The organism is Mycobacterium sp. FW102-FHT13B02, assembly GCF_058790275.1.
Window position 1 is genome coordinate 372274 of record NZ_JBYTCM010000001.1, and the last position, 19517, is coordinate 391790.

14 protein-coding genes are annotated in these 19517 nt (G+C 67.8%); 12 read left to right on the forward strand and 2 right to left on the reverse strand.

What is annotated here, in order from left to right; translation table 11 throughout:
• Window positions 1-2: 2 nt before the first annotated feature.
• Complete coding sequence (locus tag AC3WTE_RS01805; protein WP_492435132.1) at window positions 3-3239, forward strand: DEAD/DEAH box helicase; 3237 nt, start codon at window positions 3-5, stop codon at window positions 3237-3239.
• Between the two features lie 15 nt (window positions 3240-3254).
• Window positions 3255-4358: a Nickel transporter NicT gene (gene nicT / locus AC3WTE_RS01810; protein ID WP_492435134.1), complete on the forward strand. Its 1104-nt coding sequence runs from the start codon at window positions 3255-3257 to the stop codon at window positions 4356-4358.
• On the opposite strand, the gene mtr is transcribed toward nicT, so the two are convergent.
• Together mtr and AC3WTE_RS01820 are read right to left on the reverse strand one after the other, a co-directional pair.
• A complete protein-coding gene (gene mtr, locus AC3WTE_RS01815; protein ID WP_492435136.1) occupies window positions 4355-5731 on the reverse strand; it encodes a mycothione reductase in 1377 nt (458 codons plus the stop codon). The genes nicT and mtr overlap by 4 nt on opposite strands.
• 4 nt (window positions 5732-5735) lie before the next feature.
• Entirely contained in the window at window positions 5736-6767 is a 1032-nt protein-coding gene (locus tag AC3WTE_RS01820) for an alpha/beta hydrolase (protein WP_492435138.1), read from the reverse strand.
• Between the two features lie 141 nt (window positions 6768-6908).
• On the opposite strand from AC3WTE_RS01820, the gene mqo reads away from it, so the two are divergent.
• The 10 genes from mqo to AC3WTE_RS01870 all read left to right on the forward strand — a co-directional run bounded on the left by mqo (window position 6909) and on the right by AC3WTE_RS01870 (window position 19414).
• On the forward strand, window positions 6909-8405 hold the full coding sequence (mqo, locus tag AC3WTE_RS01825; protein WP_492435140.1) for a malate dehydrogenase (quinone): 1497 nt from the start codon (window positions 6909-6911) through the stop codon (window positions 8403-8405).
• An 18-nt stretch (window positions 8406-8423) separates the two neighbouring features.
• Window positions 8424-8891, forward strand: a complete 468-nt coding sequence (locus AC3WTE_RS01830) for a GNAT family N-acetyltransferase (RefSeq protein ID WP_492435142.1) — start codon at window positions 8424-8426, stop codon at window positions 8889-8891.
• A complete protein-coding gene (locus AC3WTE_RS01835) occupies window positions 8891-10744 on the forward strand; it encodes a magnesium chelatase subunit D family protein (protein WP_492435144.1) in 1854 nt (617 codons plus the stop codon). Before AC3WTE_RS01830 ends, AC3WTE_RS01835 begins: the two co-directional genes overlap by 1 nt.
• An 11-nt stretch (window positions 10745-10755) precedes the next feature.
• Entirely contained in the window at window positions 10756-11370 is a 615-nt protein-coding gene (cobO, locus tag AC3WTE_RS01840; RefSeq protein ID WP_492435146.1) for a cob(I)yrinic acid a,c-diamide adenosyltransferase, read from the forward strand.
• A 7-nt stretch (window positions 11371-11377) separates the two neighbouring features.
• On the forward strand, window positions 11378-12784 hold the full coding sequence (locus AC3WTE_RS01845; protein ID WP_492435148.1) for a cobyrinic acid a,c-diamide synthase CobB: 1407 nt from the start codon (window positions 11378-11380) through the stop codon (window positions 12782-12784).
• A gap of 22 nt (window positions 12785-12806) precedes the next feature.
• A complete protein-coding gene (gene cobA / locus AC3WTE_RS01850) occupies window positions 12807-14036 on the forward strand; it encodes a uroporphyrinogen-III C-methyltransferase (RefSeq protein ID WP_459369677.1) in 1230 nt (409 codons plus the stop codon).
• A gap of 55 nt (window positions 14037-14091) precedes the next feature.
• Window positions 14092-15627, forward strand: a complete 1536-nt coding sequence (locus AC3WTE_RS01855; protein WP_492435478.1) for an MFS transporter — start codon at window positions 14092-14094, stop codon at window positions 15625-15627.
• 62 nt (window positions 15628-15689) lie between these two features.
• On the forward strand, window positions 15690-17114 hold the full coding sequence (locus AC3WTE_RS01860; RefSeq protein WP_492435150.1) for an alpha/beta hydrolase: 1425 nt from the start codon (window positions 15690-15692) through the stop codon (window positions 17112-17114).
• A gap of 58 nt (window positions 17115-17172) precedes the next feature.
• Window positions 17173-17589, forward strand: a complete 417-nt coding sequence (locus tag AC3WTE_RS01865; RefSeq protein WP_492435152.1) for a hypothetical protein — start codon at window positions 17173-17175, stop codon at window positions 17587-17589.
• Between the two features lie 79 nt (window positions 17590-17668).
• Window positions 17669-19414 carry a proline--tRNA ligase gene (locus tag AC3WTE_RS01870; protein WP_492435154.1) on the forward strand — a complete coding sequence of 582 codons (1746 nt, stop codon included), beginning with the start codon at window positions 17669-17671 and terminating at the stop codon, window positions 19412-19414.
• The last annotated feature ends 103 nt before the right edge of the window (window positions 19415-19517 follow it).

Below are 19517 nucleotides of genomic sequence, written 5' to 3' on the forward strand. Positions count from 1 at the left end.
AGATGGACGGCACGGACTCGACGGCCGGGCTAGCGCTCGCGCCACACGAGTTGCTTCGTGCGTTCAACGCAATGACGCTGGCCCGCGGCGAGACGTATGCGAACCAGGGGCGCGTCGTCACGGCCAAGTACGACCCGCTCGACGGGACGCTCATCGGCTCATGCCTGGGCTCGAAGTCCGAGTATTACGACGTCGAGGTGGCCCTCTCCGGTGCGCGCAGCAGCCTGGAGATCGAGTACGCGGTCTGCACCTGCCCGGTAGGGCGGTACTGCAAGCACGCTGTCGCCATGCTGATCGCGGCGATCCCGAGTGCACCCGACCGGGCGGCGCCGCAACGTTGGCAAGTGGTGCTGGGTTCGCTGCTGAACGAGATGACCGAGACCGATGCCGACGCCAGCGGCAAGCCGTTGGCGCTGGAGTTCGGGATGCTGCCGGCAGGTCGGTACCACACGACGCCCATCGCGACGCTGCGGCCGCTGACGGTCGGCAAGCGCGGGCATTGGATCAAGAGCGGGATCAACTGGCGGCGGCTGGTCGACACACCCGACCCGGGCGAGTTCGACCGGAACCAGTACGGCGCGCTGCGAGCGCTGGTCCTCGGTGTGCCCGGCTACTACCCTTACAGCAACGACCAATTGGTGCTTTCCGGTGTCGGACAGAGTTTTTGGTCTGATCTGCAGCTGGCCGTGGAGGCGGGCGCCACTCTGCTTCCGGGCCCTGGGATCCGGGCCGTGCAGATCGCCAAGGACGTCCAGCTACGGCTGGACTTCACCGCCTCCGACACGGGCGGCGCGCAGATGTCGACGGTGCTCGTAGTCGACGGTGAGCCGCGACCGCCCGAGGGGACCGGGCTCGTCGGCACCCCCACACCGCATGGCATCCATCAACTGGTGGACGGCATCCTGCATCTCGGGGCGTTCTCGCCGCTGCCCGGTCCCACGCTGCTCAAGCTGGTCGCGGCCGGCGAGAAGGTGCAGATTCCGCCCGAATCGCTGTCTGAGTTCGCGGTGGACGTGTTGCCTCGGCTGCGTCGGGCGGTGTCCGTCGACATGGTGGAGGGACTGTTCGCCGAGCCCGACATCGTGGGACCGCTGCCGGTACTGAGCATCACGGCCGATGCCGTTGACGGCCACGTGAAGTGGCGCACCCGCTACGAGGTGAACGGGCAGCGTCAGGAGTTCGACGCGGTGGGTGTTACGCGCACGAGCGGTATCCGGGACAGCGCGGCAGAGGACGCGATGTGGCGGGCGGTCGCGCCGGCGCTGGAAGCTGTCTCGGGATTGTCGGCAGCGGACGATCCACTGGCCTCCCTGCTGCTGTCGCGGCGGCTGTCACTGCCCCAGATCGCGGTGTTGTGCCACGAGGTGCTGCCGCAGCTGGCCGAATATGAACAGCTGATCATCGACATCGACGAGCGGGTGGCGGCGTTCCGGCGCTCGGTGGCCGGCGCGCAGCTGGGGTTCGGCACCGCGTCCTCCGACGAGGCACCGGCGCAGGACTGGTTCGACCTGCACATCACCATCGATGTCGACGGCTACCCGGTGGCGCTGTCTGCGGTCGTCGCCGAATTGGCTTCGGGCGCGACACACATGCTGCTGCCGGGCGGCGTGTACTTCCGGCTCGACACCCCCGAACTGCTGAAGCTGCGGGCATTGCTCGAAGAAGCCCAGGCGCTGGGGGAAATCGAGGGCGAGCGGGTGAACGCCCCGTCTCTGAACGCGACGTTGTGGGACGAACTCCTGGGCCTCGGCGTCGTCGACCGTGAACTCGCGCAGTGGCGCGACAACATGGCGCGGCTGGCCGCTGCACAGCCACCCGTTCCGGTGCCCACGCCGGCCGGACTGCAGGCCGAGCTGCGCGACTACCAACGCGACGGGCTGAACTGGCTGGCGTTCCTGTGGGACAACGGGCTCGGCGGCGTGCTCGGCGACGACATGGGTCTGGGCAAGACGGTCCAGACCCTGGCCTTGATCAGCCGGGCCGTCGAGCAGGGCGCGGGCAAGTTCCTCGTCGTCGCGCCCACCAGCGTGGCCGGCAACTGGGCCGCCGAATGCGCGAAGTTCGCGCCCGGCCTCACCACCGTCGTGGTGCCCCGCACCGAAGCCCGCGGCGCGGTGCCCATCGCCGAGCTGGTCGCCGCGGCCGACATCGTCGTCACGACCTACACGCTGCTGCGCATCGACAACGACAAGTATCGGGAAATCGCCTGGGCGGGAATGATTCTCGACGAGGCGCAGTTCGTCAAAAACCACCACAGCAAGACGCACCAGTGCGCGCGCCGGCTCGATGCGCCGTTCAAACTCGCCATCACCGGCACCCCGATGGAGAACAACCTCATGGAGCTGTGGTCGCTGTTGTCGATCACGGTGCCGGGTTTGTTTCCCAGCCCCAAGATTTTCGAGCGCTACTTCCGCAAGCCCATCGAGTCCGACGGCGAGCCGGGCCGCCTGGCGGTACTGCGTCAGCGCATCAAGCCAGTGCTGTTGCGCCGTACCAAGGATCAGGTGGTCAAAGAGTTGCCGCCCAAGCAGGAGCAGGTGCTGGCCATCGAACTGTCGGCCAAGCACCGCAAGATCTACGACACCCGGCTGGCGCGGGAGCGGCAGAAAGTGCTCGGCCTGCTGGGGGAGTGGGAGAAGAACCGCTTCCAGATCTTCCGGTCGCTCACCCTGCTGCGGCAGCTCAGCCTGCATCCCGGCCTGGTCGACGCCGACTCGATGGAGGCCGGTTCCACAAAGGTGGACTTCCTGACCGAACAACTGGACCAGCTGGTCGCCGAAGACCACAGCGCGCTGGTCTTCAGCCAATTCACCGGATTTCTGGCGATCGTGCGGGACCGCCTGGATGCCGCGGGGATCGAGTACAGCTACCTGGACGGGTCGGTCGACGCGCGCCGCCGGGCGGAGGCCATCGATGCCTTCAGCTCAGGGCAGACGAAGGTGTTCCTCATCAGCCTGAAGGCCGGCGGCTTCGGATTGAACCTCACCGCCGCCGACTACTGCTTCCTGTGCGACCCGTGGTGGAGCCCGGCCGCCGAAGCGCAGGCCGTCGACCGCGCGCACCGCATCGGTCAGCTGCGCCCGGTGAACGTCTATCGGCTGGTGTCCGAGAACACCATCGAGGAGAAGGTGATCGAGCTGCAGGAGCGCAAACGCGCGCTGTTCGCCGCGGTGATCGACGACGGCGACATGTTCGGCACCGCGATCACCGCCTCTGACATTCGCGAACTGCTGGGCTGAGGGAGACTGAACCGCATGCGGCTTTCGTTGTCCGGTCAGGATTGGAGGCGGCTGGCGGCGATGTTCGGCGTCATCGCCGCTCTGCATGTCATCGGTTGGGGGACTCTGATCCTCGTCGTCGTACCGGAGCATCACACTGTCGGGGGTACCGCGCTCGGCATCGGGATCGGCCTCACGGCGTACACCCTAGGGCTGCGGCATGCGTTCGACGCCGACCACATCGCCGCCATCGACAACACCACCCGCAAGCTCATGGCCGACAGTTCCATTGCTCCGCATGCGCGCGGCAGCCACCGTTCGCTCGGCGTGGGATTCTTCTTCTCCCTGGGGCATTCGACCATCGTGTTCGGCCTGGCTCTACTGCTGTCGCTGGGCATCACGTCCATCGTCGGTCCGCTGCAGGACGACTCGTCGACGCTGCACCGGTACACGGGGCTGATCGGCGCCGGCGTCTCGGGCGTTTTCCTGTATCTGATCGCCGCCATCAATGTCGTTGTGCTGGTGGGCATCCTGCAGGTGTTCAGGCGGATGCGCGCCGGTGAGTACGACGAGGCCGCGCTGGAACTGCAGCTGGACAATCGCGGCTTCCTGAACCGCATCCTGCGCCGGTTCACCCGCACCATCAGCAAGTCCTGGCAGATGTATCCGCTCGGCGTGCTGTTCGGCCTCGGCTTCGACACCGCGACCGAGGTGGCGCTGCTGGTGCTGGCCGGAACCGGGGCCTCGGCCGGATTACCGTGGTACGCAATGCTTTGTCTACCGGTGCTGTTCGCTGCCGGGATGAGCCTGCTGGACACCATCGACGGCGCGTTCATGAACGTCGCGTACGGCTGGGCGCTGGCCCGGCCCGTGCGCAAGGTCTACTACAACCTGACCATCACCGGGCTGTCCGTCGTGGTGGCCCTGGTGATCGGGACCGTCGAGTTACTCGGTCTGCTGGCCGAGGAATTCGGCTGGTCCGGGGGCGTCTGGGACTGGATCGGTGGAATCGACCTGAACATGGTCGGATTCGCCATCGTCGGACTGTTCGTCGTCACCTGGGTGGGGGCGCTGCTGGTGTGGCGGTGGGGCCGCATCGAGGAGAAGTGGACGGCCCGGCTGAGCCCGGCCGAGAGTTAGATCAGGCCCAGCAGCGCGTTTTCGACCACCTCGGGCAGGGCCGGGTGAATCCAGTACTGGCCACGGGCCACTTCTTGTGCGGTCTGCCCGAAGGACATGGCCTGGATCAGTGGCTGAATCAGCGACGACGCCTGATGCCCCATGAGGTGCGCGCCCAGGATCCTGCCGGTGCCGCGTTCACCGATGAGTTTGACGATGCCCGTGGTGTCTTCCATAGCCCAGCCGTACGCGGTGTCGCCGTAGTCCTGCACCTTGACCACTACATCGAAACCGGCTGCCCGCGCGTCGGATTCCTTCATGCCGACCATCGCGACCTGCGGATCGGTGAATACCGCGGCAGGGATGAACCGGTGATCGCTGGCCACCAACTCGCCGTCCCAGTCGCGCAGCAGGTTCTCCTTCACCGTCCGCGCCTCGTGGTTCGCCACGTGTTTGAGCTGGTGGTGCGACGACACGTCTCCCAGGGCGAAAATCCCGCGCGCCGAGGTGCGTTGGTATTCGTCGACCACGACGTAGCCATCGTCGTCGAGGGCCACCCCGGCCAGGTGCACATCGAGCTGATCGCCGTTGGGGACCCGGCCGGTCGCAACCAACAGGGCGTCGGCGGTGAGGGTCTCGCCGTCGTCGAACTCGAGCGCGACACCGTGACCGTCCTGCCGTGCGTCGACGACGTTCTCGTGGGTGCGTACCGTCCACTTCTTGGAGACGACGGTGCCGAACCGCCGGCAGATTTCCTCGTCGCACCGCTTGAGCAGCCGGTCGCCGCGCAGCACGATGGTCACTTTGGACCCGAGAGCCGAGAACACATGCGCGAACTCCACCGCGATGAAGCCACCACCGATGATCACCAGATGTTCGGGCAGTGCCGGGATGCGCATGATGTCGTCGCTCGTGTAGTAGTGCACCCCGGACTTGGCGATGAGTTCTGGAATCCAGCTGCGCGAGCCGGCCGCGATCACCACGCGGTCGGACGTGAATTCGTCTCCGTCGGCGGTCCGCAACGTGTAGGTGCCGCCGGACAGGGTCGGGCCGAAGCGGGTGTGACTGCCGTACACGGTGACATTCGGCAGGCCGCGTCGGTACTCCTCGCCACCGGCCGCGATCGGGTCGATCCGGCCGAAGACCCGGTTCACGATGTCCGGCCACCGCACGCCGTCGAGGTGGGCGTCGACGCCGTAGGTGGCGCTGTGGCGGATGGTCTGGGCCACGTCGGCGGCGTAGACGAACATCTTGGTGGGGATGCATCCGACGTTCAGGCAGGTGCCGCCGAACGTGCCCTCCTCGCAGATCGCGACCCTCAGGTCGTCGTACCGCTCGTCGAGCACGCTGTTGCCCGAACCGGTTCCGATGATGGTCAGGTCGTAGTGCTCCATGGCGTCAGGCCTGTTCGTGTTGCGTTGCGGGGGAAGCGGATCGGAGATAACCGTCGAGCCAGCGGTGCAGCTCGGCGAACGCCACGGCGCGTGGCGCCGGCAGCGACAGGAACACATCGTGTTTGGCGTCGGTGACGGGGACGATGGTGCTGCGGTTGCCGACGCACCCCGCCCACCGCGCGATCTGACTGACATCGAGCACCGCGTCGCCGCGCTCCATCCCGGCCGGGGTGGAGGTCTCGGCCACCGTGTGGTCGGACCGCAGAATGAGGTTCGGCACCCCGACGTCCAGTCCGCGATGCAGCCGCCGCTGCCCCTGCCGGATGGCATTGATCCAGCCGACGGTGACCGGGAAGCCACCCACCGGTTTCCAGTCCAGGTTGTAGTCGAACTCGCCGCCGTGGTCGCGGTGCAGGCTGGTGCCGTAGCCGCCCTCGGTCGGCTGGCGGACCACCGTCAGCTTGCGGAATCGGGCCAACGCCCGCAAGGTGCCGGACACCGGGGCCGAACGCAGGACTGCCGGCCCGTGCAGATCGAAGAAGGGGCTGTTCAGGATCAGGCCCGTCACCCGGTGCGTCCCCAGCGTGTTGTCGCGCCGGAGCTGATCGGCGAACAGTGTCGCGATCAGACCGCCGGCGGAGTGGCCGTACAGGCATACCCGGGCTCCGGCGGTGTCCGCGACGATGAGCTGCAGGGCCCGGCGGAGCTCGTCGTAGTACGACGCCAGGTCGGTGGTGAAGTGGGGCGTCTGCCCAGGCCGCCGCGACCTTCCACATTTGTGCAGATCTATCGCGTAGAAGGCGAAACCCCGCGCGGCGAACTGGTCGGCGAGTTCCGTCTGGAAGAAGTAATCGGTGTAGCCATGAATGACCACGACCGCCTGCGCGACTTGCCCCGGCTGACCCCTCCGCACGACGGTGGCGACAAGGTCGCCTTCGCCGTCGGGATCGGGTCCCAGCGCGATGGTCTGCTGCCAGTACCCGGGCAGCGCGTCCGGCTGCCACTCGGGTTGTCCCTGTGGCTCCTGCGGCGTCACGTGCTCAACCCTAACTGCGACGAACATCATGGTCGATGGGAGGAGATAGCGCGTCGGCGCCGAACTCGGTCGCGATAACCTTGAGCACCGAGCATCCGTCAATACCGGCGGGTAACCCGAGTGCGAAGGACGAGCGATCACGTGTCGAATGCAAACGTAGCTGGGAGCGCGCAGACCGACGTCGTCCTCGTGGGCGCGGGAATCATGAGCGCCACCCTCGGGGCATTGATCCGGCTGCTCGAGCCGGAGTGGTCCATCACCATGATCGAGCGCCTCGACGGCGCCGCCGCCGAGAGCAGCGATCCCTGGAACAACGCGGGCACCGGCCACTCGGCGCTGTGTGAGCTCAACTACACGCCGCAGAACTCCGACGGCACCATCGACATCAAGAAGGCCGTCCACGTCAACGAGCAGTTCCAGGTGACGCGCCAGTTCTGGGCCTACGCCGTGGAGAACGGGGTCCTGCCGGACGTCAAGAGCTTCCTGAACCCCATCCCGCACGTCAGCTTCGTGCACGGTGCCGACAGCGTCGACTATCTGCGCAAGCGTCGCGAGACGCTGGTGGCCAACCCGTTGTTCGCGACCATGGAGTACATCGACGACAAGGACGAGTTCGCCCGTCGGCTGCCGTTCATGGCCGAGCAGCGCGACTTCAGCGATCCGGTGGCGCTGAACTGGACCACCGACGGCACCGACGTCGACTTCGGTTCGCTGTCCAAGCAGCTCATCGGGTTCGCCGCGCAGCGCGGTATGGACACCATGTTCGGGCACGAGGTGACGGGCCTGCGCAAGCAGTCCGACGGCAGCTGGAAGCTGGGCGTGGTGAACCGGCGCAACGGCGACCGGCAGAAGATCAACGCCAAGTTCGTGTTCCTGGGCGCCGGTGGTGGCGCGCTGCATCTGCTGCAGAAGGCCGGCATCCCCGAGGCCAAGGGCTTTGGCGGGTTCCCGGTCGGCGGTGCCTTCCTGCGCACCGACAACCAGGACCTGACGGTGGCGCACCAGGCCAAGGTGTACGGCCAGGCGTCGGTCGGCGCCCCGCCGATGTCGGTGCCGCACTTGGACACCCGCATCATCAACGGTCAGTCCTGGCTGCTGTTCGGGCCGTTCGCCGGCTGGTCGCCGAAGTTCCTCAAGCAGGGCTCGGTCACCGACCTGCCGTTGTCGGTCAAGCCCAACAACCTCGCGTCGATGCTCGGCGTCGGCGTCACCGAACTAGGCCTGGTGAAGTACCTGCTCGAGCAGCTGGCCCTCAGTGAAGGCGAGCGTGTCGATTCCTTGCGCGAATTCGCCCCCAGCGCAGTCGATTCCGATTGGGAGCTGGACGTCGCGGGTCAGCGCGTTCAGGTGATCCGTCGCAAGGGCATCGGTGGCGTGCTGGAGTTCGGCACTACGGTCCTGACCGCCGAGGACGGCCGGATCGCCGGTCTGCTCGGTGCTTCGCCGGGTGCCTCCACCGCCGTGCCGGCCATGATCGAGGTGCTGGAGCGCTGCTTCGCCGACCGCTATCAGGCCTGGCTGCCCAAGCTCAAGGAGATGGTGCCGTCGCTGGGCGTCAACCTGTCCGGCGAACCGAAGCTGTACCGCGAGGTGTGGGACTGGGGGACCAAGGTGCTCAAACTCGACCAGTCGGCCTGATCCGGAGGCGGATCACCCATGAGCGTCGCGCCGAGGCGTAGCTGGGCCAAGGATCTCGATGCCGCAACGCTTTACGAGCTGCTGAAGCTGCGGGTCGAGGTCTTCGTGGTGGAGCAGGCCTGCCCTTACCCCGAATTGGACGGCCGCGACCTGCTCGCCGAAACTCGGCACTTCTGGCTGGAAAGCCCTGACGGACAGGTCATCTCGACGCTGCGTCTGATGGAAGAGCATCCCGGGGGCGAGAAGGTGTTCCGGATCGGCCGGGTTTGCACCAAACGCGCCGACCGCGGCCATGGCCACACCACCAGGCTCATGCAGGCGGCGCTCGCTGAGGTCGGCGACTATCCCTGCCGGATCGATGCCCAGACGTATCTCGAGGAGATGTACGCCCGGCACGGATTCGTCCGCGACGGTGAGGAATTCATGGAGGACGGCATTCCGCATGTGCCGATGATCAGACCAGGTCTGGGAGCGGGGCAGCAGTAGTGACCTATCCGTTCAGCGCATTGGTGGGCCAGGACCGGCTCCGGCTGGCGCTCATCCTGTGCGCGGTGCGTCCCGATATCGGCGGCGTGCTGATCCGCGGAGAGAAGGGCACCGCGAAATCGACTGCGGTGCGCGGTCTTGCCGGAGTGCTGGCGGCTGTGGATGCCGATGCCCGCCTGGTGGAGCTGCCCATCGGTGCGACCGAGGACCGCGTGGTCGGCTCGATCGATCTGCAGAAGGTGTTGCGGGACGGCGAGCATGCCTTTTCCCCAGGGCTGCTGGCCCGCGCACACGGCGGTGTGCTGTACGTCGACGAGGTGAATCTGCTGCACGACCACCTGGTCGACGTGCTGCTGGACGCCGCCGCCATGGGCCGCGTGCACATCGAGCGCGACGGGGTCTCGCATTCGCACGAGGCCCGATTCATGTTGGTAGGCACCATGAATCCGGAAGAGGGCGAGCTACGTCCGCAGTTGCTCGACCGGTTCGGATTGACCGTCGACGTGTACGCCTCGCGGGATGTCGACGTCCGGGTCGAGGTGATCCGGCGCCGGATGTCCTACGAAGCGGATCCCGCCGGTTTCGGTGACCGGTACGCCGCCGCCGACGCGGAGCTGGCCGGCCGGATCGCCAAGGCGCGTGCCGCGATCTCGTCAGTCTTGTTGCCGGACAACGAGTTGCGCCGGATCGCGGCCTTGTGTGCGGCGTTCGACGTGGACGGGATGCGCGCCGACCTGGTGGTCGCACGTACCGCTGTCGCGCATGCCGCTTGGCGGGGCGCGGCCGAGGTGGCCGAGGAAGATATCCGGGTCGCCGCGGAATTGGCCCTGCCGCATCGGCGGCGCCGCGATCCGTTCGACGACCCGGGCCTGGACCCGGGGCAGCTCGACGACGCCATGGCGCAGGCGGAAGCCGAATCACAGTCCGAGCCCGAGCCCGATCCCGACCCGCCTGGTGGCGGTGTCTCCGCGGACAGCTCGGGAGAGGCTGCACCGCAGGGAAACCCGGCGGGGACCGGTGCGTCGCAACCGGGCACTGCAAAGCCCAGCGCGCCGCCATCGGCGACGTTCCGGACCCGTGCGCTCGTCGTGCCCGGCGTCGGGGAGGGTGCCCCCGGCCGGCGGTCGCGGGCCCGGAACCGCACCGGCACTCCCATCTCGGCCACCGACGACGCCCAGGCGGGCCACGGTGTGCACGTCTTCGGCACGCTGCTCGCCGCGGCGGACCGTCGTCCGCAGGCCGGTCGGCTGCAGCTGGCGCCCACCGACGTCCGCCACGCGATCCGCGAAGGGCGCGAAGGCAATCTGGTGATCTTCGTGGTCGACGCGTCAGGTTCCATGGCTGCCCGGGACCGCATGTCCGCGGTCAGCGGGGCGACGCTGTCGCTGCTGCGTGACGCCTACCAACGCCGCGACAAGGTCGCCGTCATCACGTTCCGGGGTGCCGAGGCCACGCTGCTGTTGCCGCCGACCTCCTCGGTGCACATTGCCAGCCGGCGTCTGGCGCGATTCGATACCGGCGGGAAAACCCCACTGGCCCAAGGACTCCTGGCCGCGCGCGACGTGGTGCTGCGGGAGAAGGCCCGCGACCGTGCCCGTCGTCCACTGGTGGTCGTGCTCACCGACGGCCGTGCAACGGGCGGGCCCGATCCGCTGGGCCGGACTCGGACCGCCGCCGGTCTGCTGGCCGCGGAGGGGACGGCCGCCGTCGTCGTCGATTGCGAAACCTCTTATATTCGACTGGGGTTGGCGCAGCAGCTGGCCGGCCAACTCGGCGCGCCCGTCGTGCAACTGGCGCAGCTGCGCGCCGACAATCTGGCCCGAGTGGTCCGGGCCGGGCAAGCCGCCGCGTAAGGAAAACTGCTATGCCACAAGGACAGCCGCTGACCGTCCCCAACGACGGTCTGACCACCAAGGCGCGGCGTAATGCACCCGTCCTGGCGGTGCACACGGGCCCGGGCAAGGGGAAATCCACCGCCGCGTTCGGCATGGCGCTGCGCGCCTGGAACCAGGGCTTCGACGTCGCGGTGTTCCAGTTCGTCAAGAGCGCGAAATGGAAGGTCGGCGAGGAAGCGGCGTTCCAGGCGCTCGGCCGGCTGCACGATGAGCATGGCGTCGGGGGATCGGTGCAGTGGCACAAGATGGGCTCGGGCTGGTCATGGACCCGCCGGCAGGGGTCCGACGAGGACCACGCCGCCGCGGCCGTCGAAGGCTGGGCCGAGATTTCTCGCCGGCTGGCGCAGGAGCGGCATGACTTCTACGTCTTGGACGAGTTCACGTATCCGCTCAAGTGGGGCTGGATCGACGTGGCAGAGGTAGTCGACGTGCTCCGATCGCGCCCCGGCACCCAACACGTCGTCATCACCGGCCGCGACGCGCCGCCGCAGCTCCTCGACGCCGCCGACCTGGTGACCGAGATGACCAAGGTCAAGCACCCGATGGACGCCGGCCGTAAGGGCCAGCGCGGCATCGAATGGTGAGGGTGATGTGACCGCTGATGCAGTCCCGGCCGTGGTGATCGCGGCGCCGGCGTCGGGCAGCGGCAAGACCACGGTGGCCACCGGCTTGATGGGTGCCCTGCGCCGCGCCGGGCACCGCGTGAGCGCCGCCAAGGTCGGCCCCGACTTCATCGATCCCGGGTACCACGCCCTGGCCACGGGCCGCCCCGGCCGCAACCTGGACCCGGTCCTCGTCGGCGACGACCTGATCGCGCCGCTCTACCGGCATGGCAGCGCGGGCGCCGACATCGCCGTCATCGAGGGCGTCATGGGCCTGTTCGACGGCCGGATCACCGAGCAGCCGATGTCCCCGGCACCGGGATCAACCGCACATGTCGCCGGGCTGCTCGGTGCGCCGGTGGTGCTGGTCGTCGACGCGCGTGGGCAGAGCCAGAGCATTGCCGCTTTGCTGCATGGCTTTTCGACGTTCGACCAGGCCGGGGCGAGCGGAGCGACGGGGAAAGCGCCGGTGAGGATCACCGGAGTGATCCTCAACAAGGTGGGATCGCCACGGCATGAGCAGGTGCTGCGGCAGGCCTGTGAGCAGGCGGGTGTTCCCGTGTTCGGTGCGATCCCGCGGGACAGCGGGCTGGAGATACCGTCCCGCCATCTCGGCCTGGTTACCGCCGTCGAGCACGGCCGCCGAGCGCACGAGGCCGTCGACGTCATGACCGAACTCGTCGCCCGGCACGTCGATGTGGCGGCTGTCGCCCGCAGCGCCGGCATCGGGACGCGGGCACCGGCGTGGGCCCCCGAACTGGAGCCGGAGGAGAAGGCGACCGCCGCTGTGACCGTCGCTGTGGCCGCGGGCAAGGCCTTCAGTTTCGGGTATGCCGAGCACGCCGAGCTGCTGCGGATGGCCGGCGCCCAGGTCGCGGCCTTCGACCCGCTGACCGATCCACTGCCGGACGGCACCCGGGCGCTCGTCATTCCCGGCGGTTTCCCGGAGCAGTTCACCGCCGAGCTGTCGGCAAATACCGTTGTCCGGCAACAGATTGCCGCGCTGGCGGCCACCGGCGCACCGGTACACGCCGAGTGCGCCGGGCTCACCTACCTGGTCGACGACCTCGACGGGCACCCCATGTGCGGGGTGCTGCCCGGCTCGGCGCGCTTCACCGAGCGGCTCACCCTGGGCTACCGAGATGCGGTCGCGACGGTGGACTCCAGCATGCACGCGGCGGGGGAGCGCGTCACCGGTCACGAATTTCACCGCACCACAGTCGAATTCGCCGACGAGCAGGCGCCGGCCTGGGTTTTCCGGGGCGCCGGGCACGTCACCGTGCACGACGGGGCCGTCCGCGGCGGCGTGCATGCCGGCTACCTGCACACCCATCCGGCCGCGCACCCGCACGCGGTGCGTCGGTTCGTGTCGGCGGCAACTAAACTCGCCGGGTGATACTGCGCACGCGAGGAGCGAAATGACGTCCCAGCATGCCTACCTCGTGGGGCTGCATCTGTCCGGTAAGAAGGTCGTGGTCGTGGGCGCCGGCAGCGTCGCCCAGCGCCGGCTGCCCCTGCTGATCGCCAGTGGTGCCGATGTCCACGTCGTCGCGCCCGTCGCCACCCCGGTGGTCGAAGCGCTGGTCGACAACCCCGACGGGACCGGCATCACCCTCACGTCACGGGTATTCCAGAACGACGACCTCGACGGCGCCTGGTATGTGCTCGCCGCCACCGACGACGAGGCCGTCAACGCCGCGGTCGCCGACGAGGCCGACCGTCGGCACATCTTCTGCGTGCGCGCCGACGCCGGGCTGGAGGGCTCGGCGGTGACCCCGGCGTCCTTCGAATACGACGGCCTGACGGTCGGTGTGCTGGCCGGCGGTGCGCACCGGCGCTCCGCGGCGCTGCGCACCGCCATTCACGAGGCGCTGCATCGGGGCGCCATCGGTGACGCTGCTGAACCCGACAACTACAGCGGTGTGGCGCTGGTCGGTGGCGGGCCGGGCGATCCCGAGCTCATCACGGTCCGCGGCCGCCGGCTGCTGGCGCACGCCGATGTGGTGGTGGCCGACCGGCTGGCCCCGCAAGAGCTGCTGGCCGAACTCGGTCCGCACGTAGAGGTCATCGACGCCGCCAAGATTCCGTACGGCCGGGCGATGGCCCAGGACGCGATCAACGCCGTGCTGATCGACCGCGCCAAGGAAGGCAAGTTCGTGGTCCGGCTCAAGGGCGGTGACCCGTTCGTCTTCGCGCGCGGTTATGAAGAGGTGCTGGCGTGCGCCGATGCGGGCATTCCGATCACCGTCGTACCCGGTGTGACCAGTGCCATAGCGGTTCCGGCGCTGGCCGGCGTGCCAGTCACTCACCGGGCCGTCACGCACGAATTCGTTGTGGTCAGCGGTCATCTGGCGCCCGGACACCCGGAATCGTTAGTGAATTGGGACGCACTGGCCGCGATGCGCGGCACCATCGTGCTGCTGATGGCGGTCGAGCGGATCGAACTCTTCGCCAAGGTGTTGCTGCAAGGAGGCCGACCTGCAGAAACGCCGGTGTTGGTGGTTCAGCACGGGACGACGGCGGCACAGCAGACACTGCAGACCACGCTCGCCGACGCGCCCGAAGACATCCGTTCGGAGGGCATCCGACCTCCCGCGATCATCGTGATCGGGGACGTCGCGGCGTTCGCAGGGTTAAAGAAATCTTAAGATTACTGTAAGGTAGCTTTCCATGACGGCTCTCAACGACGCTGAGCGCACCGCCATGGCACACAGCCGCCGCGAACCGCTCTCCATGCACGTGGGACAGACCGACGACGAACGAAAGAGCTGGTATCCAGCTTGGCTTCCGTCCCCCCGATTCCTTTCCGCAGTCATCGCCATCGGTGGCATGCAGCTGCTGGCCACGATGGACAGCACTGTCGCGATTGTTGCTCTTCCTAAGATTCAGGACGAGCTGGGCCTCTCCGATGCCGGCCGCAGCTGGGTGATCACCGCTTATGTGCTGACTTTCGGCGGTCTGATGCTCCTCGGTGGCCGCCTCGGTGACACCATCGGCCGCAAGCGCACCTTCATTGTCGGTGTCGCCCTCTTCACCATCGCGTCCATTCTCTGTGGCGTCGCGTGGGACGAGACGACCCTGGTCACCGCCCGACTGCTGCAAGGTGTCGGTTCGGCAATCGCCTCGCCGACCGGCCTGGCGCTCGTCGCCACCACGTTCCCGAAGGGTCCGGCCCGTAACGCCGCGACCGCGATCTTCGCGGCCATGACCGGTGTCGGCTCGGTGATGGGCCTCGTTGTCGGCGGTGCGCTGACCGTCTTCTCGTGGCGCTACGCGTTCCTGGTGAACGTGCCGATCGGTCTCGTCATGATCTATCTGGCCCGCACCACCCTGACCGAGACCTCCCGCGAACGCATGAAGCTCGACGCGGCCGGCGCCATCTTGGCGACCCTGGCCTGCACCGCGGCGGTGTTCGGCTTCTCGATGGGCCCGGAGAAGGGCTGGATGTCCCCGCTGACGCTGGGTTCGGGCGCGGCGGCAGCGGTGCTGTTCCTGGCGTTCCTGTTCGTCGAGCGCACCGCTGAGCACCCTGTCGTTCCGTTCGTCCTGTTCCGCGACCGCAACCGCGTGGCCACCTTCGCCGCGGTCTTCCTGGCCGGTGGCGTGATGTTCACGCTGACCGTACTGATCGGCCTGTACGTGCAGGACATCATGGGTTACAGCGCGCTGAAGGCCGGCATCGGCTTCATTCCGTTCGTCATCGCGCTCGGCATCGGGCTGGGGCTGTCGTCGCAGCTCGTGGCGATGTTCTCACCGCGAGTGCTGGTGATCGCCGGTGGCATCCTGGTGCTCGCCGCGATGATCTACGGCTCCACCCTCAACGGCGGCATCCCGTACTTCCCGAACCTGGTCATCCCGATCACGGTCGGTGGCTTCGGTATCGGCATGATCGTCGTGCCGCTGACCGTCTCGGCCATCGCCGGGGTCGCGCTCAACGACATCGGGCCGTTGTCGGCCATCGCGCTGATGCTGCAGAACCTCGGTGGGCCGGTCGTGCTGGCCGTCATCCAGGCCGTCATCACCTCGCGCACGCTGTACCTCGGCGGGACCACCGGCCCGGTTGCCAAGATGAACGCCGCGCAGCACACGGCCCTCGACCATGGCTACACCTACGGCCTGCTGTGGGTCGCCGCGGTGGCAGTCATCGTCGGTGTGGTGGCGCTGTTCATCGGCTACAGCGCCAATGAGGTCGCGGCGGCGCAGGAGACCAAGGAAGCGCTGGATGCTGGAGAGCTTTAGCTCGACGGTGGTCGTAGCCGAGCTCTAGTTCGATCTCGACGTAGTTTTCCTGGAGGATCGGCGTGCCTTCGTTCGTCACCCATGCATCGCTGATGCATGGGTGGTTGCCGCTCCTGATTCAGCTCGTGACCTGCGTGGTCCTGTGCTGCGCGATCGGACGCCGGTCGCGGCAGTGGAGCGTCGGACGGCTGTCTGTGGCCCTCACCGTCGGCGTCGGGTGTGCCGGTGCGCTGTACTGGTACATCACATCGCTCGGCATCGCCGGTGACCCGGCGCCGGTGCGGCTGTGGATCTGGACCGCACTCGGCGGCTTCTCGATTGCCGTGCTGATCCTCGGCTGGCGGGGATCGCGCTGGCGACGCCGGGGACTGGCCGCGCTGGCGGTGCCGCTCTGTGGGTTGTGCGCGCTGTTGATGATGAATCTGTGGGTCGGCTACTTCCCGACCGCGTACGTGGCGTGGAACAAGTTCACCGTTGGCAAGGTGCCCGACGAGATCGACCGCTGGTCGGTGACGGCCATGCAGCTCAAAGGTATTCGGCCGCCGCGAGGAGTGGTCGTGCCGGTGACGACGAGCTCCCGCGAGTCGAATTTCGCGCATCGAGCCGAACTCGTCTACCTCCCGCCGGCGTGGTTCGCCACCAATCCACCACCACAGCTGCCGACGATCATGATGATCGGGTCGCAGTTGAACACCCCGGCTGACTGGATCTGGGCGGGCAACGCCAAGGCCACCATCGACAAGTACGCCGCCGAACACGACGGCAATGCCCCGGTGTTGGTGTTCGTGGACGCCACCGGTTCGTTCAACAACGACACCGAATGCGTCAACGGCAGCCATGGCAACTCATCGGTCCACCTGACCAAAGAGGTGGTGCCCTACGTGGTCTCGAACTTCGGCGTCAGCCCCAAGCCCGAGAACTGGGGCATCGTCGGCTGGTCCATGGGCGGCACCTGCGCGGTGCAGCTCACCGCGCGCCATCCCAACCTGTTCAGCGCGTTCGTCGACATCGCCGGTGACCTGAGCCCGAACATCGGCACCAAGGACCAGACCATCGCCCGGTTGTACGGCGGTGACGCAGCCAAATGGGCCGAGTTCGATCCGAGCACCGTGATGCGCCAGTACGGCCGCTACCGCGGCATCTCCGGCCTGTTCGAGATCCCCGGCACTGCCGCCGCATGCAACGCCCCCGGACCCGGCGTCCCGCGCGACGCCCGCGCGAACCCGGAAGGCCAGGACATCGCCGCCGGCACTCTCTGCGAGATCGCCCGGCAACACGGGATCGACGCCGAGGTTCGCGCGTTGCTCGGACTGCATGACTGGGGCTTTGCCAACGAGTCATTCGCCGACTCGCTGCCGTGGATCGCGGGCAAGATCGGGACGCCGAAAGCCGGGAGTGCGCCGGTTGTTCCCGCGACGCCCAGCTCGCCGGGCGGTGCCGATCCGGCGAGTGCGGCAGCGAGCCCGCATACCAGCCCAACGCTCTAGCCACTCGACGGCTCCGCCCGGTGGTCAGCCCGCCAGCTTCCGGTGTTATTCATGGTGCATGACTGCATCCGGTGCGCGGACCATGATCGCCGCGACCTTGCTCGTCGCTGCTGCGATCACGGGCTGCCAGCGTCCACCCGCACCCGGCCCGCAGGCCGGCACGCTGACCGGAGCCCCGATGCTCAACACCGTCACCGCTCAGTCGCTGGTGAGGGACATGGGCGCCGCGGGCCTGGCGGTGGCCAACCCGCGTGACGTCGCCAGCCAGAAATGCCCTGACATCGGGTGCATCGAGGCGATCGAGACCGACGCGGTGACCGTGCTGGTGTTCTCCACGACCGGCGCCGGCGAAGGGTACGCGGGAGCGACGCCCGGCACGTTCCAGGTGATGAACATCGTGCTGCAGTTCGCTCCGGGTGTCACCGCGAAGGACAGAGCTGCCTACGAACAGGTGGTGAACAAGGCGCTGCTCTGAGGGCCGCTACGAATGGGTGGACCGAAGGCAACGAGGTGTGTGTCTGCACCTGGCAGGGCCGCGATTAAGCTGGCCCCCCGTGATCACCCGCATGTCCGAGCTGTTCCTGCGCACCCTGCGTGACGACCCCGCCGACGCCGAAGTGCCGAGCCACAAGCTGCTGATCCGGGCCGGCTACGTCCGCCCGATCGCGCCCGGTCTGTACAGCTGGCTGCCGTTGGGCCTCAAGGTGCTGCGCAAGATCGAGGCCGTCGTCCGCAGTGAGATGAACGCCATCGGTGCCCAGGAGATTCTGTTCCCGGCGCTGCTGCCGCGCGCCCCCTACGAGGCCACCGACCGCTGGACCGAATACGGCGACAACCTGTTCCGGCTGCAGGACCGCCGCAAGAACGACTACCTGCTGGGGCCCACCCACGAGGAGATGTTCACCCTCACGGTCAAGGGGGAGTACTCGTCGTACAAGGACTTCCCGCTGCGGCTCTACCAAATCCAGACCAAATACCGCGACGAGGCGCGTCCCCGCGCCGGCATCCTGCGCGGCCGCGAGTTCATCATGAAGGACTCTTACTCGTTCGACATCGACGACAGCGGTCTCAAGGACGCCTACCACGCGCACCGCGAGGCGTACCAGCGCATCTTCGACCGGTTGGCGGTCAAGTACGTCATCGTGTCCGCGGTGTCGGGCGCCATGGGCGGCAGCGCCTCGGAGGAGTTCCTGGCCGAGAGCGAGGTCGGTGAGGACACCTTCGTGCGCTGCCTGCAGTCGGGCTACGCGGCCAACGTGGAAGCCGTCGTCACCGCGGTTCCCGAATCGCTGCCGATCGAAGGCCAACCCGAGGCCGTCGTCTACGACACACCCGATGCTCCGACCATCGCCACCCTGGTGGACTGGGCCAACACGGCCGGTCTGGGCCGGGAGATCACCGCCGCCGACACCCTCAAGAACGTGCTGCTGAAGGTGCGTCAGCCCGGCGGTGAGTGGGAACTGCTGGGTATCGGCGTGCCGGGTGACCGTGAGATCGATGAGAAGCGCCTGGGCGCGGCGCTCGAGCCTGCGGAGTACGCGCTGCTCGACGATGCCGACTTCGCCGCCAACCCGTTCCTGGTAAAGGGGTATGTCGGACCGAAGGCCTTGCTGGACAACGGTATTCGCTTCCTGGTGGACCCGCGGATCGTGGACGGTTCGTCGTGGATCACCGGTGCTGACGAGCGGGGCAAGCACATCGTCGGGATGGTGGCCGGCCGTGACTTCGTGGCGGACGGCACCATCGAGGCCGCCGACGTCCGCGACGGCGACCCATCGCCCGACGGCGCCGGGCCCTTGGTCTCGGCGCGCGGCATCGAGATCGGACACGTCTTCCAACTGGGCCGCAAGTACACCGACGCCTTCAGCGCCGACGTGCTCGGCGAGAACGGCAAGCCGATCCGCCTGACCATGGGCTCCTACGGCATCGGCGTCTCGCGCATGGTCGCGGTGATCGCCGAGCAGCACCACGACGAGCTGGGTCTGCGCTGGCCGTCCTCGGTGTCGCCGTTCGACCTGCACCTCGTCATCGCGAACAAGGACACGGAAGTACGCAGTGGCGCGACCGAGCTGGCGGGTGAGCTGGACCGGCTCGGCCTCGACGTGCTGCTCGACGACCGCACGTCCTCGCCCGGCGTGAAGTTCAAGGACGCCGAGCTGCTGGGCGTGCCCTGGATCGTCGTGGTCGGCCGTGGCTGGGCCGGCGGCACCGTGGAGCTGCGGAATCGGTTCACCGGTGAGAAGACCGAGGTGCCGGTCGACGGCGCCGCGGCAGCGATCGCGGCGGCACTGGCCGGGTAGTCCGGCCGGCGGCGCATCGGCGGCCTGTGCTGTGACGTACGTACGGACAACTCGCTACGCCGGGGATTGCGGTCACTCTGTGGCAGCAATCCTCGGCGGTGGC